The 14456-nt window shown below is 69.8% G+C and carries 13 protein-coding genes, 1 pseudogene and 1 riboswitch; of the genes and pseudogenes, 2 read left to right on the forward strand and 12 right to left on the reverse strand.

Features of this window, described 5'->3' with window-relative positions; all coding sequences use genetic code 11:
- Positions 1 to 96 precede the first annotated feature (96 nt).
- A complete protein-coding gene (locus JW613_RS19900; RefSeq protein WP_209212170.1) occupies positions 97 to 303 on the forward strand; it encodes a DUF5999 family protein in 207 nt (68 codons plus the stop codon).
- Here the strand turns inward: JW613_RS19900 and gcvP are convergent.
- Positions 300 to 3194 carry an aminomethyl-transferring glycine dehydrogenase gene (gcvP, locus tag JW613_RS19905; RefSeq protein ID WP_209212171.1) on the reverse strand — a complete coding sequence of 965 codons (2895 nt, stop codon included), beginning with the start codon at positions 3192 to 3194 and terminating at the stop codon, positions 300 to 302. The two genes, JW613_RS19900 and gcvP, sit on opposite strands and share 4 nt — an antisense overlap.
- A gap of 185 nt (positions 3195 to 3379) precedes the next feature.
- A riboswitch (glycine riboswitch) is annotated at positions 3380 to 3477 on the reverse strand.
- A 146-nt stretch (positions 3478 to 3623) separates the two neighbouring features.
- Between gcvP and JW613_RS19910 the strand changes: the two genes are divergently transcribed.
- Entirely contained in the window at positions 3624 to 4001 is a 378-nt protein-coding gene (locus JW613_RS19910; protein ID WP_209212172.1) for a PRC-barrel domain-containing protein, read from the forward strand.
- Here JW613_RS19910 and JW613_RS19915 read toward each other — a convergent pair.
- The 11 genes and pseudogenes from JW613_RS19915 to clsA all read right to left on the reverse strand — a co-directional run bounded on the left by JW613_RS19915 (position 3917) and on the right by clsA (position 14200).
- Positions 3917 to 5458: a DNA polymerase IV gene (locus JW613_RS19915; protein WP_209212173.1), complete on the reverse strand. Its 1542-nt coding sequence runs from the start codon at positions 5456 to 5458 to the stop codon at positions 3917 to 3919. The genes JW613_RS19910 and JW613_RS19915 overlap by 85 nt on opposite strands.
- Positions 5459 to 5569: 111 nt before the next feature.
- Positions 5570 to 6226 (reverse strand): MerR family transcriptional regulator, encoded by a 657-nt coding sequence (locus tag JW613_RS19920; RefSeq protein ID WP_099878369.1) that lies wholly within the window; start codon positions 6224 to 6226, stop codon positions 5570 to 5572.
- Positions 6227 to 6476: 250 nt separating this feature from the next.
- Positions 6477 to 6950, reverse strand: coding sequence for a bifunctional nuclease family protein (locus JW613_RS19925; protein WP_026004895.1), 474 nt, complete (start codon positions 6948 to 6950; stop codon positions 6477 to 6479).
- A 74-nt stretch (positions 6951 to 7024) separates the two neighbouring features.
- Positions 7025 to 7771 (reverse strand): transcriptional regulator FtsR, encoded by a 747-nt coding sequence (ftsR, locus tag JW613_RS19930; protein ID WP_209212174.1) that lies wholly within the window; start codon positions 7769 to 7771, stop codon positions 7025 to 7027.
- Between the two features lie 20 nt (positions 7772 to 7791).
- The gene (locus JW613_RS36600; protein ID WP_307842592.1) at positions 7792 to 8241 is read right to left on the reverse strand and encodes an FHA domain-containing protein; all 450 of its coding nucleotides are present in this window, start codon (positions 8239 to 8241) and stop codon (positions 7792 to 7794) included.
- Between the two features lie 15 nt (positions 8242 to 8256).
- Positions 8257 to 8598, reverse strand: a pseudogene (locus JW613_RS36820) (zinc ribbon domain-containing protein); the annotation flags it as partial.
- Positions 8599 to 8745: 147 nt separating this feature from the next.
- Positions 8746 to 9630 (reverse strand): DUF881 domain-containing protein, encoded by an 885-nt coding sequence (locus JW613_RS19940; protein ID WP_209212175.1) that lies wholly within the window; start codon positions 9628 to 9630, stop codon positions 8746 to 8748.
- A gap of 5 nt (positions 9631 to 9635) precedes the next feature.
- A complete protein-coding gene (locus tag JW613_RS19945) occupies positions 9636 to 9968 on the reverse strand; it encodes a small basic family protein (protein ID WP_019358093.1) in 333 nt (110 codons plus the stop codon).
- Positions 9965 to 10864, reverse strand: a complete 900-nt coding sequence (locus JW613_RS19950) for a DUF881 domain-containing protein (protein ID WP_209212176.1) — start codon at positions 10862 to 10864, stop codon at positions 9965 to 9967. The genes JW613_RS19945 and JW613_RS19950 overlap by 4 nt, the downstream gene beginning before the upstream one ends.
- A 115-nt stretch (positions 10865 to 10979) precedes the next feature.
- Positions 10980 to 13475 (reverse strand): mannose-1-phosphate guanyltransferase, encoded by a 2496-nt coding sequence (locus JW613_RS19955; protein ID WP_099878381.1) that lies wholly within the window; start codon positions 13473 to 13475, stop codon positions 10980 to 10982.
- Positions 13476 to 13588: 113 nt separating this feature from the next.
- The gene (gene clsA / locus JW613_RS19960; protein WP_209212177.1) at positions 13589 to 14200 is read right to left on the reverse strand and encodes a cardiolipin synthase ClsA; all 612 of its coding nucleotides are present in this window, start codon (positions 14198 to 14200) and stop codon (positions 13589 to 13591) included.
- Between the last annotated feature and the right edge of the window lie 256 nt (positions 14201 to 14456).

Consider the following 14456-nt stretch of genomic DNA (forward strand, 5'->3'; position numbering starts at 1 on the left):
CCGGAACGTACGCACGTACGGGGTTACGGGGGAACGGCCATGCACAGCAAGAGCCGCAGGACAGACGCCACAACACTACGGAAGACGACACCGACAATGTGCCAGCACCAGCCACCGTGCCCGACAGCGGAGTCAGCCGACAGGGAGGCCGCGCACGCCGTGGCCCACCACCCCGAGCAGGGCTGGAGCCTGCTCTGCAACGGAGTTCTGCTCTTCGAGGACACGGGTGAGCTGCTGCCGGACGGCCAGATCATCGCGCCGCACAAGCCGCTCGGCGCGCGCCACGTCATCACCGCCGCCTAGCGCGCGGCGGCAGTCGACCGCATATGAGGGTTGCGGTCACCGTAGGCGCCGTCGATCCGGCGCACCGGCGGCCAGTACTTGTCGGACGCCTGCACACCGGCCGGGAAGACGGCTTCCTCGCGTCCGTAGCCCTGCTGCCACTCGCGGCCGAGCATCGCGGCGGTGTGCGGGGCGTTGCGCAGCGGGTTGTCCTCCCTGTCCCACTCCCCCGTGCCGACCTTCTCGATCTCCGCACGAATGGCGATCATCGCCTCGCAGAACCGGTCGACCTCGTTGAGGTCCTCGCTCTCGGTCGGCTCGATCATCAGCGTTCCCGCGACGGGGAAGGACATCGTCGGCGCGTGGAAGCCGTAGTCGATCAGCCGCTTGGCGACGTCGTCGATGCTCACACCCGTCTGCTTGGTGAGCGGGCGTACGTCGATGATGCACTCGTGCGCCACCAGTCCGTTCGGGCCCGTGTAGAGCACGGGGTAGTGCGGCTCCAGCCGCTTGGCGATGTAGTTGGCGCTCAAGACCGCCACCTGGGTCGCCCTGCGCAGCCCCTCGGAGCCCATCAGCCGCACATACGCCCAGGAGATCGGCAGGATCCCGGCCGAGCCCCACGGCGCCCCCGAGACCGGCCCGATGCCCGTCTCGGGACCCGCGGCGGGCTGCAGCGGGTGGTTGGGCAGGTACGGCGCCAGATGCTCGCGTACGCCGATCGGGCCGACGCCAGGGCCGCCGCCACCGTGCGGGATGCAGAACGTCTTGTGCAGGTTCAGATGCGAGACGTCGGCACCGAAGCGGCCGGGGCGGGCCAGCCCCAGCAGGGCGTTGAGGTTGGCGCCGTCCACGTACACCTGGCCACCGGCGTCGTGCACGGCGGCGCAGACCTCGGTGATGTGCTCCTCGAACACGCCGTGCGTCGAGGGGTAGGTGACCATGAGGACGGCCAGCTCGTCGCCGTGCTGCTCGATCTTGGCGTGCAGATCGGCCACGTCCACGTCACCGTTGTCGCTGGTCTTGACGACCACGACCTTCATCCCGGCCATCACGGCGCTGGCCGCGTTGGTGCCGTGCGCCGAGGACGGGATGAGGCAGACGGTGCGCTGTGCCTGACCGTTGGCCCGGTGGTAGGCGCGTACGGCCAGCAGTCCGGCCAGCTCCCCCTGGGAGCCGGCGTTGGGCTGGAGGGAGACCTTGTCGTAGCCGGTGACCTCGGCCAGCCGCTCCTCCAGTTCGCGGATCAGCGTCAGATAGCCCTCGGCCTGCTCGGCGGGCGCGAACGGGTGCAGCGCGCCGAACTCGGGCCAGGTGATCGGCTCCATCTCGGTGGTGGCGTTGAGCTTCATCGTGCAGGAGCCGAGCGGGATCATGCCGCGGTCCAGCGCGTAGTCGCGGTCGGCCAGACGCCGCAGATAGCGCAGCATCGCCGTCTCGGAGCGGTGCTCGTGGAAGACCGGATGGGTGAGGTACTCGTCGGTGCGCAGCAGGTCACCGGGGAGCGCCTCTTCGGTCGCCGCGTCCAGTTCGTCGAGGTCGGCGTCCGCGGGGACCCCGAAGGCGCGCCATACGGCGGTGAGCTGCTCGCGGCCCGTCGTCTCGTCGCAGGCGATGCCGATGTGGTCGGCGTCGACCTGCCGCAGGTTGACTCCGGCCTCGCGGGCCCGCTCGGTGATCTCGGCCGCACGGCCCGGGACACGGGCGGTGACGGTGTCGAAGAAGCTGTCGTGGACGATCTCCACGCCGCCGTCCCGCAGCCCGGCGGCGAGCAGCGCCGAGTAGCGGTGGGTGCGGCGGGCGATGGCGGCCAGTCCGTCGGGGCCGTGGTAGGCGGCGTACATTCCGGCCATCACGGCGAGCAGCACCTGTGCGGTGCAGATGTTGCTGGTGGCCTTCTCACGGCGGATGTGCTGCTCGCGGGTCTGCAGGGCGAGGCGGTAGGCCTGCTCGCCGTCCACGTCCTTGGAGACACCCACCAGACGGCCGGGCAGGCTGCGGGCGAACTTCTCGCGCACCGACATGTAGCCGGCGTGCGGCCCGCCGAAGCCCATCGGGACACCGAAGCGCTGGCTGGAGCCGACGGCGATGTCGGCCCCCAGCTCACCGGGCGAGGTCAGCAGCGTGAGCGCCAGCAGATCGGCCGCGACGGTGACCACGGCACCCAGTTCGTGCGCCTGCTCGACGACCCGGCGCTGGTCGCGCACCGCGCCGGAGGCACCGGGGTACTGGAGCAGCACGCCGAAGACCCCGCCGCGCTCGGCGAGCTCGTCGGGGATGCCGTCGCTCAGGTCGGCGACGACGATCTCCACACCGGTGGGCTCGGCGCGGGTGCGCAGCACGGCGACAGTCTGCGGCAGGCAGTCGGCGTCGACCAGGAAGACGCCGCCGCCGCTCTTGCCGACCTTGCCGACGCGGCGGGAGAGAGCCATCGCCTCGGCGGCGGCCGTGGGCTCGTCCAGCAGTGAGGCTCCGGCGGTGGGCAGCCCGGTCAGATCGGCGACGACCGTCTGGAAGTTGAGCAGCGCCTCCAGCCGCCCCTGGGAGATCTCCGGCTGGTACGGCGTGTACGCGGTGTACCAGGCGGGGTTCTCCAGCACATTGCGCAGGATCACCGGCGGCGTGACGGTGCCGTGGTAGCCGAGGCCGATCATGGAGTGCAGGACCTGGTTGCGGCGCGCGAGGGAGCGCAGCTCGGCCAGCACCTGGTCCTCGCTCCGGGCCTCGGGGAGCTGCAGCCGCTCGGTGCTCCTGATCACGTCGGGCACCGCCGCCGCGGTCAGCTCGTCCAGCGATCCGTAGCCGACCTGCGCGAGCATCTTGGCCTGCGCGCCGGCGTCGGGTCCGATATGGCGGCTCTCGAAGGGAGTGCCGCTCTCCAGTGCCGAGAGCGGGGTGCGATGGGAAGTCATCTGCGGGGGCCTCCTGGTCTGTGCGACCTGCGAGGGGCACCTTTACGGGTGCCCGGACGGCCTCCCCCTCTGTCATCTCGACCTGAGAGTTTCACCGAGCCACCAGGTGCCGGAGGCTCGGCTTACACCGTCGGTGAGGAGGGGCTTCGGTGCTGGTCCGGGCCCGCCCTGCTTTCCAGAGTGACCTCGTCCGCGCGGTACGTGAGCCTGAGAGATTCCGGGGAGGAGTTGCTCCTTCGGCGCCTCCGGAACGTACGCCGGAGGACTCTCCCGCACGGGGTCGACAGCCACTTCGAGAGTATCAGCGCCCCCTTGAGTGGTAACCCGTAGTGCACTCAAGCAGCGAACTCGAGTAGCCATCAACCGAAAAGTGCCGTTTCGTGGTGGTACGAGCGTGAAGAACACGTCGCGACACCGTGGAGGAGACCCGTGCAGACCGACATAGATCCGCGGAGCCTGATCGGCCGCAAGGCGTTCGACAGCGAGGGAGTCAAGATCGGCACGGTGGACGAGGTGTATCTCGACGACGCCACGGGCGAACCGGAGTGGGCGGCGCTGCGTACCGGCATCTTCAGCCGTGACGCCTTCGTCCCGCTGGAGCCCGCCAGCCTGGACGACACCGGGCTGCGCGTCCCGTTCGAGCGGGCCCTGATCAAGGGAGCGCCCGACTTCGGCGTCGGCCGGCACCTCTCCCCCCAGCAGGAGCTGCAGCTCTACCGCCACTACGGGCTCGACGTCCCGGCGGGCGGGGACGCCCCCACTCCCCCGGACCGTGACTTCGGGCGGGTCGCCGGCGCCGGGGACTGAGCTGCCAGCACCGCGGCGATCTCCGCGTCCAGCATCCTCGGCTCGGCGGGCGCCAGCTCCGGGTCGTCGACGGAGAAGGTGCGCACCCGGCCCGGCGGCGTGTCCGGCTCCTCGAAGCGGACGGTGACCTTCCCGACACCGCTGCCCTGCACCCAGCCTCTGCCGTACCGGGCGTGGTACACGTCCCGGCCGGGGATCCAGCGCCGGTCGGCGGGGACCGCCGCGCCCGGCTCCTCGACGGCGGCGCCCGGCTCCCTCGCCGCCCCCTCCGCCCGCACCGGCCCCTCACCCTCCCGCGGGCCTTCCTCGGCCGTGGCCGGGGACTGCGCACCCTCCGGCCGGCCGCCGTCCGCCGTCTCCTGGCTCAGCGCGGCCTGGGCCTGCGCGAACAGGTCCTCCTGCGTGAAGTCGGCGAGCCCGCTGACCCCGACCCCCAGCAGCCGCACGCCCGCCGTGGTGTCCACCCCGTCCAGCAGCCGCAGCGCCGCCTCCTTGACGACGCCGGGGTCGTCGGTGGGCCCGCGCAGCGTCTCCGACCTGGTGAGGGTGGAGAAGTCGTAGCTGCGCACCTTGATGACCACGGTGCGCCCGGAGCGGCCCGCGGCGCGCAGGCGCGTCACACAGCGCCCGGCCAGCCGCTCCACCTCCAGCCGCACCCGGGTGCGGTCGGTGAGGTCCACGTCGTAGGTGTCCTCGACGGAGACCGATTTGGCGTCCCGCTCGGCCACCACCGGGCGGTCGTCGATGCCGTGGGCCATCGCGTGGACCGAGGTGCCGTGCGCCCTGCCCAGCAGCCGCAGCAGCTCGTCCTCGCCCGCTTCCACGACCTCCCCGACGGTGGTGATACCGGCCCTGCGCAGCACCTCCGCCGTGGCCGGACCCACCCCGGGCAGCGTCCGCACGGACAGCGGCGCCAGCATGTCGCGCTCGGTGCCCACCGGGATGAGGACCAGGCCGTCCGGCTTCGCCTGCTCCGAGGCGATCTTCGCCAGCATCTTGGATCCCGCGAGCCCCACCGAGCCGGTCAGTCCCGTGGCCGCTGCGATGTCCCGCCGCAGCCGCTCACCGACCTCTCGCGCCCCCTCGGCGCCGCCCTGCGTCCCTCCCAGCGCCTCCCCGGCCTCCAGGTCCACAAAGGCCTCGTCGAGGCTCAGGGGCTCCACCAGGGGCGACAGCTCGTGCAGCAACTCCATCACCACCTCGCTGATCGCGCGGTAGAGCCCGAACCGCGTGCCCAGATACGCCGCGTTCGGCGCCAGCCTTCTGGCCTGGGCCGTGGGCATCGCGGAGTGCACCCCGAAGCGTCTGGCCTCGTAGGAGGCGGTGGAGACCACCCCACGCGGCCCGAGACCGCCGACCACCACCGGCTTCCCGCGCAGGCTGGGCTTGGACGCCTGCTCCACGGCTGCGAAGAAGGCGTCCATGTCCAGATGCAGGATGGTCGGCGACGCTCTCACGCCCTTGATGGTGCCGCACACCACTGACAACCGGACGCTGTGGCTCGGTCCGACGGTGATGCCGCCGGTACAACGGCCAGGGGCAGCCCCGGTCGGCGTGGGGTCGCCTCGTCAGCCGGCGCGATTGCGGCGCCGGGCCAGCTCGTCCTCGGGGTGGTTGCCGATCAGGGTCTCGCCGGTGTCGACGCGCTCCCCGTGCAGCTGGGACAGAGCGCCTTCGACGTCCTTCCAGACCACGCCGACAGCGATACCGAAGACGCCCTGGCCGCCCTGCAGGAGATCCACCACCTCGTCCGGCGAGGAACACTCGTAGACCGTGGCCCCGTCGCTCATCAGCGTCATCCGGGCGAGGTCGGTTCGGCCCCGGGAGCGCAGATGCCGGACGGCGGCGCGGATGTTCTGCAGCGAGACACCGGTGTCCAGCAGCCGCTTGACGATCTTGAGGACGACGATGTCCTGAAAGCTGTAGAGGCGCTGGGTGCCCGAGCCGTAGGCGGGGCGGATGCTGGGCTCGACCAGCCCGGTACGGGCCCAGTAGTCCAGCTGCCGATACGTGATCCCGGCCGCCGAACAGGCGGTCGGACCCCGGTAGCCGACCTGCTCGGCAGGAGTGCCGGGCTGGGGCCCCGGGACGTCTCCCGGCCGCAGGCCGGGGGTCGGTGCGGGGGACGGCCGCCCTGGGGGCATCTCCCGGCCGGAGGCCGGGGGTGGGCCGTCGGGTAGGGACGAGTCGCCAGCCGCCGTACCTTCGCCGCCGGTGCTTGTCACGCCGACCTCCGTCCTTCACATCCCGGGTTACCCCCGGAACCTGCCCACATGAAGGTAGGCAGTCACTCCGAGTGCGTCAACGATCGCCACACTCGGCACGGCGAGTGATAATCCCCCGGAGAGTGGTTTCGCGTGCCCTAGGCCGGGGAATAGCTGGCCGGTTGGTCAGCGGCGCCAGACTCGCTCGCACACCTCTCCCCGGCCTCCGGCCGGGAGAAGTCCCGGACCGGCGGCGGCTCCCGGCGGAGCGTCACTGGCTGCTGGTGCCGAAGTCCTCCGGAGAGATCTGGTCGAGGAACTCGCGGAACTTCTCCACCTCGTCCTCCTGCTCGTCCGGAATCGCGATACCCGCGTCGTCCAGCACACCGTCACTGCCGTAGATCGGCGTGCCGGTACGCAGAGCGAGCGCTATGGCGTCGGACGGACGGGCACTGACTTCCACACCACTGGCGAAGACCAGTTCCGCGTAGAACACGCCTTCCCGCAGGTCCACGATGCGGACCGCGGTCAGCTCCTGACCCACTGCTTCCAGGACGTCCTTGAACAGGTCATGGGTGAGTGGGCGTGCGGGAGTCATGCCCTGCTGGGCGAAGGCGATCGCGGTCGCCTCCCCGGGGCCGATCCAGATGGGGAGGTAGCGGTCGCCTCCCACTTCTCGCAGGAGCACGATCGGTTGGTTGGTGGGCATTTCCACCCGGACACCCACGACGTCGAGCTCATTCACACAGCAACCCTAGGCCGTGCCGCGCCTGTTTGGGTAGTCGGGCAGCCGTCCGGCCCCGGCATCCGTGTGCTGTTTCAGTCACCCCGCGTGCGGGCCGCCCCCGCGGCGGACTCCACAAAGGCCCCGTAGAGCCGCACCGAGAGGTCCGTGAGCTCTTCGGCGGTGCTCTCGGCGCGCGTCCTGGTCCGCTGGTCCGGATGGCGGCGAAGCGGCGCCACGAGCTGCTCGACGAGATCCAGCTGCCGGTCCGCCGCGGCCTTCACCGCCCGCAGATGGCGTGCCTCCACCCCGTAGCGGCCCAGCTGCGCCACCAGCCGTGCCACGGTCACATCGGCCGGCCGGTAGGTACCGTCCTCGGCCGCGGCGAGCAGCCCGTACTTCTCCCACTCGGCCAGCTCCGCCTCCCGCGCGCCCACGAGCCGGAGCAGCTCGCGGCGCCCGATGCGCACGGCGGGAGCCGGAGGGATCGCCTCCGGCTCCTTGGGATCGCGGGGCGGCACCACCGGGACAGCCGGGCGGTCGGCCGCCTCACCGCCCGCTTCGAGATGCTCCTTGATGACCTTCAGCGGCAGATAGTGGTCCCGCTGCATACGCAGCACACAGCTGAGCCGCTCGACATCCTCGGACCGGAACTTGCGATACCCGGACGGAGAACGCGCCGGCTCGATCAGCCCCTCCGCCTCCAGAAAACGGATCTTGGAGACGGTGACCTCAGGAAACTCCGCACGGAGCGCCTGGAGGACGGCGCCGATGCTCATCGGCTCGCTCTCCTGCCCGGTGGCGGTGCCCCCTCGGGCACCGCCGGACGGCGTGTGCAGCATGAGCCTCCCTGCCGGGGGTGTCAGTAGGTGCGCGGGCTCGCGTAGAAGACCAGCCGGTACTTCCCGATCTGCACCTCGTCGCCGTTCCCGAGCGGCACTCCCGTCTCGATCCGCTCCCGGTTGACGTAGGTACCGTTCAGGCTGCCGACGTCGGAGACGGTGAAGACACCGTCGGGCCCACGCCGGAACTCGACGTGACGGCGCGAGACGGTCACATCGTCCAGGAAGATGTCGCTCTCCGGGTGACGCCCGGCGGTGGTCAGCTCCCCGTCGAGCAGGAACCGGCTGCCCGAGTTGGGGCCGCGCCGTACGACAAGCAGTGCCGAGCCCATGGGCAGCGCGTCCACCGCGGCCTGCGCCTCGGGCGGCAACACCGGAGAGACATGCTGACCGGTCGCTTCGGAGTCGTAGGCCTCCAGCCCCGAGATGGAGATCGTGGACGTCGTCTCGGACGACCCTTCCGCAGGCACACCGCCCCTCAGGGGGGCGCCGCAGTTGGAGCAGAACCGGCTCGCTTCCGCGACGCGGGCTCCACACCTGTTACACACCGGCAAGGCAGGACCTCCACCCGGATTTGAGGTTGGCGGTGCCTGGGAACCTATGCGCCCCTGTGTGCCAGGGTCAACAGAAAACGCCCCGTGACCACCCGAATTGTCTCCTCCGGGTCCGGCCACCTCATCACGGAAGAGCGGGCGCTCGGTGCCCTCCGGCGCTCCCGCCGGGTCCGCGCCCTGAGGGGCACGGTGCCGTGCGGTACCCGTGTCGCCGCCCCGGCGGCCCTTGCCGAACAACTTCGAAAAAAAACTCACGGGCGATTCCCCTCGCACGAAACAGACCCGCCCGTGGGGCAGGACAGACCCTCGATGCTCTCACTGGTCACTTCCGACGCCGGGATAACGTCCGTGACCCGTAGACAGTTTCCACCACGCGGTGCCCAACTCGCCCGCCGACCCCCCGAAACTCCTATCACCATCTCACTGTGATGACGACCGAGCGTAGTCAGGCCGCTTCGCCTGTCGCAAGGCGTCCACAGTGATCTTCCCCGAGCGGGTCACATCCACCGTGGCCTGCTTGTTCTTCAGCGTCTGCACGACTCCGCCGGGGATGTTCAGCGCGGGTTCCAGGTCGGCGGGCTTGCCGATCACCTCGAAACGGTAAGGCTGCTCGATCCTATGCCCGTCCACGCTGACCCCGCCGCCGCTGTCGGTGAAATGTGTGCTCGCCACCACGCGCACCCCGTTGACCTCCATGGCCTCGGCGCCGGCGGCCCGCAGCTCCTGGACCGCGTCGAGCAGCGCGTCCGAATCCGCCGCCCCGGCCCGATCCTTGATCGTCATCCGGATGCCGGGCCCCTCGGCCGCCACCGTACCGGCGAGCACACCGAGCTGGGCCGCCTTCTGCCTGGTCTGCTTACGGGCTTCCTCGGCCTGGTCCGAGGAGGTCTCCAGCTGCGTACGCTGCCCCTCCAGCTGCCGCTTCTCGTCCTCCAGCCGCTTGGTGCGGTCGTCGAGCTCGTCGAGGATACGGACCAGGTCCTCGCGCCGGGCGCCGCGCAGCGCACTGTTCTCGCTCGTGGAGCGCACCTGGATCGCCAGCCCGAGGCCGAGGACGAAGAGCAGGAGCGCGACGATGAGTTGGGCGCGCGTCACCCGCGGGGGCCATACGGCCTTGGCGAGCCGTTGCCGTCCCGTCAACCGCGGGCCGCCGTCCTCACCCTGCGCGCCCGCCGTCTCCCGGCCCTGCGCGTCCGCCGTCTCCTGCCGCTCCGGAGGCAGCTCGCGCTCCGGTGGGAGTCGGCGCTCCGGAGGCAGCCCGCGCTCCGGAGGAAGTCCCTGTCCCGGCGTGCTGTCGTCACTCATCGGCCTCACGCCCTGAACACGTGCCGACGGATGGCGGCCGCGTTGGAGAAGATCCGGATACCCAGGACGACAACCACACCGGTGGACAGCTGGGCACCGACCCCGAGCTTGTCGCCGAGGAAGACGATCAGCGCGGCCACCACCACGTTGGACAGGAACGAGACGACGAACACCTTGTCGTCGAAGATGCCGTCCAGCATGGCGCGCAGTCCACCGAAGACCGCGTCCAGCGCTGCGACGACGGCGATGGGCAGATACGGTTCGACCGCCAGCGGCACCACGGGCCGGACGACAAGTCCGGCCACGACTCCCACGACGAGGCCCAGTACGGCGATCACGATGTGCTGCCCTTCCCTGTCCGCACAGGTTCAGCTGTTCTCAGAATCAGACTCGGCGCGGCAGGCAGCCGCACCTCGTCCTGGACGGAAATACTCGTTCTGGCACCGTAGTCCTTGTGCAGGACGTACAGGTACTGGCCGTCGACGCTGTCCTGGAAGGTCCGGGAGAACTGCTGCCCCGGCCCGATCGCCAGCAGCGTATAGGGCGGAACCAGCGGCTTGTTGTCGACCAGGATGGCGTCGCCCGCCGCGCGGATGGCCGAGCGTGACGTGAGGCGCTGGCCGTTGATCGAGATGGCCTCGGCGCCCGCCGCCCACAGTCCGTTGACGACGCGCTGAAGATCGCGGTCGCGGATCCTGCCCGTGTCGGAGAAACCGTCGGTCTTGCGGGGCCCGTCGCCTTCACCGGACTCGGTGTCCTCGGCGTCGTCCACCACCAGCTTGAGCCCCGGCCCCTCGACCGCCGTCGCACCGGAGAGCAGGGCCGTGGTCTTCCCCCGCTCGTCACCGTGCTGCTCCAGGGCCTTCCGCTGCCGGCGCTCGACCGAGGCCCGCAGCTTGTCGACGTCCTTCTGGAGCTGGTCGGCCCGATCGCCGCCCGCCTCGATCCGCTCGATGAGCTCCTGCTTCTCCTTGGCCACGCTCGGCGCGGAGATCTGCGCCTGCGCGGCCCCCACGGTCACCACCAGCGCCGCCAGCACCAGCCCGAGGGCGAGCCCCAGCTTCGCCCGCAGTGTGCGCGGCATTCTGGAGCGGCCCACCTCGCCCCGGCGTGCGGTGGCCTCCGCGTAACCGTCGTCGAGGCTGTGCTCCATCACATTGGTCAGCAGCGACATGGAAGCGTCGAGCCGCGGGGACCGCGACGAGGTGCTCCGAGTGGGGTGCTGCTGCGACATGCCGCACATCGTCGCACGTCGAGACCCCTGCCGCCGAATGCACCCACCCCTGCCTCAGGCGGCGGGACTTGCCCCTGCCAGGGCACGTCCCGCCGCCGGGCTCAGTCCGTCACGCTCAGTGGCCCGCGCTGTCCACCACGGCCGCCCACTCGTCCAGCAGAGCCTGCGCGGAGGCCTCATCGGGACCCTCGGCCCACAGATGGGTGACCGCCTCGGCCGGGTCGGGCAGCACCATCACCCAGCGGCCGTCGGACTCGACCACACGCACCCCGTCCGTGGTGTCGACCGACCGGTCCCCGGCCGCCTCCACGACGGTACGCATCACAAGTCCCTTGACGGCCCAGGGCGTTGCCAGATCACGTCGGCTCACATGCGCCCTCGGGATACGCGCGTCGATCTGGCTGAGCGTCAACTGGGTACGTGCCACGAGCCCGATGAGCCGAACGAAAGCAGCCGCACCGTCGAAGACGGAACTGAACTCGGGGACGATGAAACCGCCCCGGCCGTCCCCGCCGAAGACGGTGCCGTCGTCCCGGCTGACCCGGGCGAGGTCGTCGGGAGAGGTCGTCGTCCACTCGACCTGTGTGCCGTGGTAGGCGGCGACCTGTTCGGCGATGCGGGTCGTGGTCACCGGCAGCGAAACCCGGCCGCTGCGCCGCTCGGCCGCCACCAGGTCGAGCATCACCAACAGGGCCCGGTCGTCCTCCACGATCCTGCCGTGCTCGTCCACCAGCGAGATGCGCTCCCCCACCGGGTCGAAGCGCACTCCGAACGCCGCACGGGCCGACGCCACGATCTCCCCGAGCCGCACCAGCCCGGCCCGCCGGCTCTCCGCCGTCTCCGTGGGGCGCGACTCGTCCAGACCCGGATTGATGGTCAGCGAGTCCACGCCCAACCGACCCAGCAGACTCGGCAGGACCAGCCCGGCGCTGCCGTTGGAAGCGTCGACCACGACCTTCAGGCCGGCTTCCGCGACGCCGGTGGTGTCCACGGCGCGCAGCAGCGAGCCCGTGTACGAGTCGTAGACGCTGGAAGGGAAGCTGAGGTCACCGATCTCGCCGGGGAACGCCCGTCGGTACTCCTGACGCGCATAGACGCGGTCGAGCTTGCGCTGCCGGGCCTGCGAGAGATCGGCACCCCGCTCGTCGAAGAACATGATGTCGACCGAGTCCGGAACACCGGGCGTCGTACGGATCATGATGCCGCCGGCGCTGCCTCGCGCGGTCTGCTGCCGGGCCACCGGAAGCGGCACGTTCTCCAGGTCGCGTACGTCGATGGCGCTCGCCTGGAGCGCGGAGATGATGGCCCGCTTGAGGGCACGCGCGCCTCGGGAGTGGTCGCGGGCCGTGCAGACGGTGGAGCCCTTCTTGAGCGTCGTCGCATAGGCGCCCGCCAGCCGTACGGCCAACTCCGGGGTGATCTCCACGTTCAGGATGCCGGAGACACCGCGGGCACCGAACAGATGCGCCTGGCCGCGGGACTCCCAGATCACGGACGTGTTGACGAACGCGCCCGCCTCGATCGTCTTGAAGGGATAGATACGGACGTTCCCCTGGACGATCGACTCTTCACCGATGAGGCACTCGTCCCCGACGACAGCGCCGTCCTCGATGCGCGAGGCCCGCATGATGTCGGTGTTCTTACCGATCACACAGCCGCGCAGATTGCTCTGCGGGCCGATGTAGACGTTGTCGTGCACCACGGCGCGGTGCAGGAAGGCGCCGCTCTTGACGACGACGTTCGAGCCGATGACGGAATGCTCGCGGATCTCCGCGCCGGCCTCCACCTTCGCGTAGTCGCCGATGTAGAGCGGGCCGCGCAGCACCGCGTCCGGGTGCACCTCTGCGCCCTCGGCCACCCAGACACCGGGCGAGATCTCGAAGCCGTCCCGCTCCGCGTCGACCTTGCCCTCGAGCACGTCGGCCTGGGCCTTCACATAGCTCTCGTGGGTACCGACGTCCTCCCAGTAGCCCTCGGCGATGTAGCCGTAGATCGGCTTGCCCTCCTTCATCAGCTGAGGGAAGACGTCACCGGACCAGTCGACGGGCACGTCCGGCTCGACGTAGTCGAAGACCTCGGGCTCCATCACATAAATGCCGGTGTTCACCGTGTCGGAGAAGACCTGCCCCCAGGTCGGCTTCTCCAGGAACCTTTCGACCTTGCCGTCCTCGTCCACGATGGTGATGCCGAATTCCAGCGGATTCGGTACCCGGGTCAGACACACGGTGACCATCGCACCGCGCTCCCGGTGAAACCTGATGAGGTCGGTGAGGTCGAAGTCGGTGAGCGCGTCCCCGGAGATGACGAGAAACGAATCGTCCCGCAGGGCCTCCTCGGCGTTCTTGACGCTGCCGGCCGTCCCCAGTGGCTTCTCTTCGTTGGCGTACGTGAGCTCCATGCCGAGCTCCTCGCCGTCGCCGAAGTAATTCTTGACCAGGGAGGCCAGGAATTGCACGGTCACGACGGTCTCGGTGAGCCCGTGACGCTTGAGCAGCTGCAGCACGTGCTCCATGATCGGCTTGTTCACCACCGGCAGGAGCGGCTTGGGCATGCTCGCAGTCATCGGCCGAAGGCGCGTGCCTTCGCCGCCAGCCATCACGACGGCCTTCATATCGGAAGCGTCCTCCTCGTACAGACGACGGTCATCCCGACCATGACCCCTCCAGGATGACCTACAAAGGCTCAATCAGGGCAACCGGCCTCCGAAGCGAGGAAAGGCGGGTTTCAGCCGGTCGTCTCGGGGTCCGCCCTGATCAGACGGCGGACCTGGACCACATAGAGGATCCCTGCCCACCAATAGAGAGCAGTACCCCAACCTGCGAACGCCCACCCGAAAATCGCTGCGAGTGATGAAACCCAGCCACTTCCGTCACTGAGCAGCAGCAGCGGGAAGGCGTACATCAGGTTGAAGGTCGCGGCCTTGCCCAGGAAGTTGACCTGCGGCGGCGCATAGCCGTGGCGGTCCAGGATCCACACCATGACCAGGAGCAGCAGTTCCCGGGCCAGCAGAGTGAGGGTCAGCCACAGCGGCAGAATCTCCCGCCAGGTCAGACCCACCAGAGTGGAGAGGATGTACAACCGGTCCGCGGCCGGATCGAGAATGCGGCCGAGACTGCTGATCTGATTCCACCTACGGGCGAGTTTGCCGTCCAGGTAGTCGCTCACTCCGCTCAGCGCGAGCACGAGGAGCGCCCAGAGATCGCAGTTCGGACCGCCGAACTCGGGCCAGAGAATCAGCCACAGGAACACCGGTACGCCCACCAGGCGAGCCATGCTGAGGACGTTCGGGATGGTGAGGACCCGATCCGTCTGGACCCGCGTCTCCTGGACCTCCACCCGTGGGCCTCCTGAGCAACCGTGCCGACGCTACCCCCCGACCCTACCCGGCAGCACTCACCGAGCGTGCACGGGGTCGGGGACACTGCGCACGATGGCCTGCTGACGACGAAGACTTGTTCACGGAGACAGGGGATGCGGGAGAAGGGAGGGCTAGGGCTGGTGCGGAACCGCCGGCGGAAACCGGGCACGGAAGATGCCGTGAAAAACAAAAAAGCCCCGCCGATGTCATCGGCGGGGCCTTTCTTCACGAATA

Origin of the sequence: Streptomyces smyrnaeus, assembly GCF_017676345.1 — a bacterium.
GTDB classification, from domain to species: Bacteria; Actinomycetota; Actinomycetes; order Streptomycetales; family Streptomycetaceae; genus Streptomyces; species Streptomyces smyrnaeus.

Coding starts and splice junctions, on each gene's coding strand:
- JW613_RS19900 (WP_209212170.1), top strand. CDS start 97: ATGTGCCAGCACCAGCCACCGTGCCCGACAGCGGAGTCAGCCGACAGG.
- gcvP (WP_209212171.1), bottom strand. CDS start 3,194: ATGACTTCCCATCGCACCCCGCTCTCGGCACTGGAGAGCGGCACTCCC.
- ftsR (WP_209212174.1), bottom strand. CDS start 7,771: ATGCTGCACACGCCGTCCGGCGGTGCCCGAGGGGGCACCGCCACCGGG.
- JW613_RS19940 (WP_209212175.1), bottom strand. CDS start 9,630: ATGAGTGACGACAGCACGCCGGGACAGGGACTTCCTCCGGAGCGCGGG.
- JW613_RS19950 (WP_209212176.1), bottom strand. CDS start 10,864: ATGTCGCAGCAGCACCCCACTCGGAGCACCTCGTCGCGGTCCCCGCGG.
- JW613_RS19955 (WP_099878381.1), bottom strand. CDS start 13,475: ATGAAGGCCGTCGTGATGGCTGGCGGCGAAGGCACGCGCCTTCGGCCG.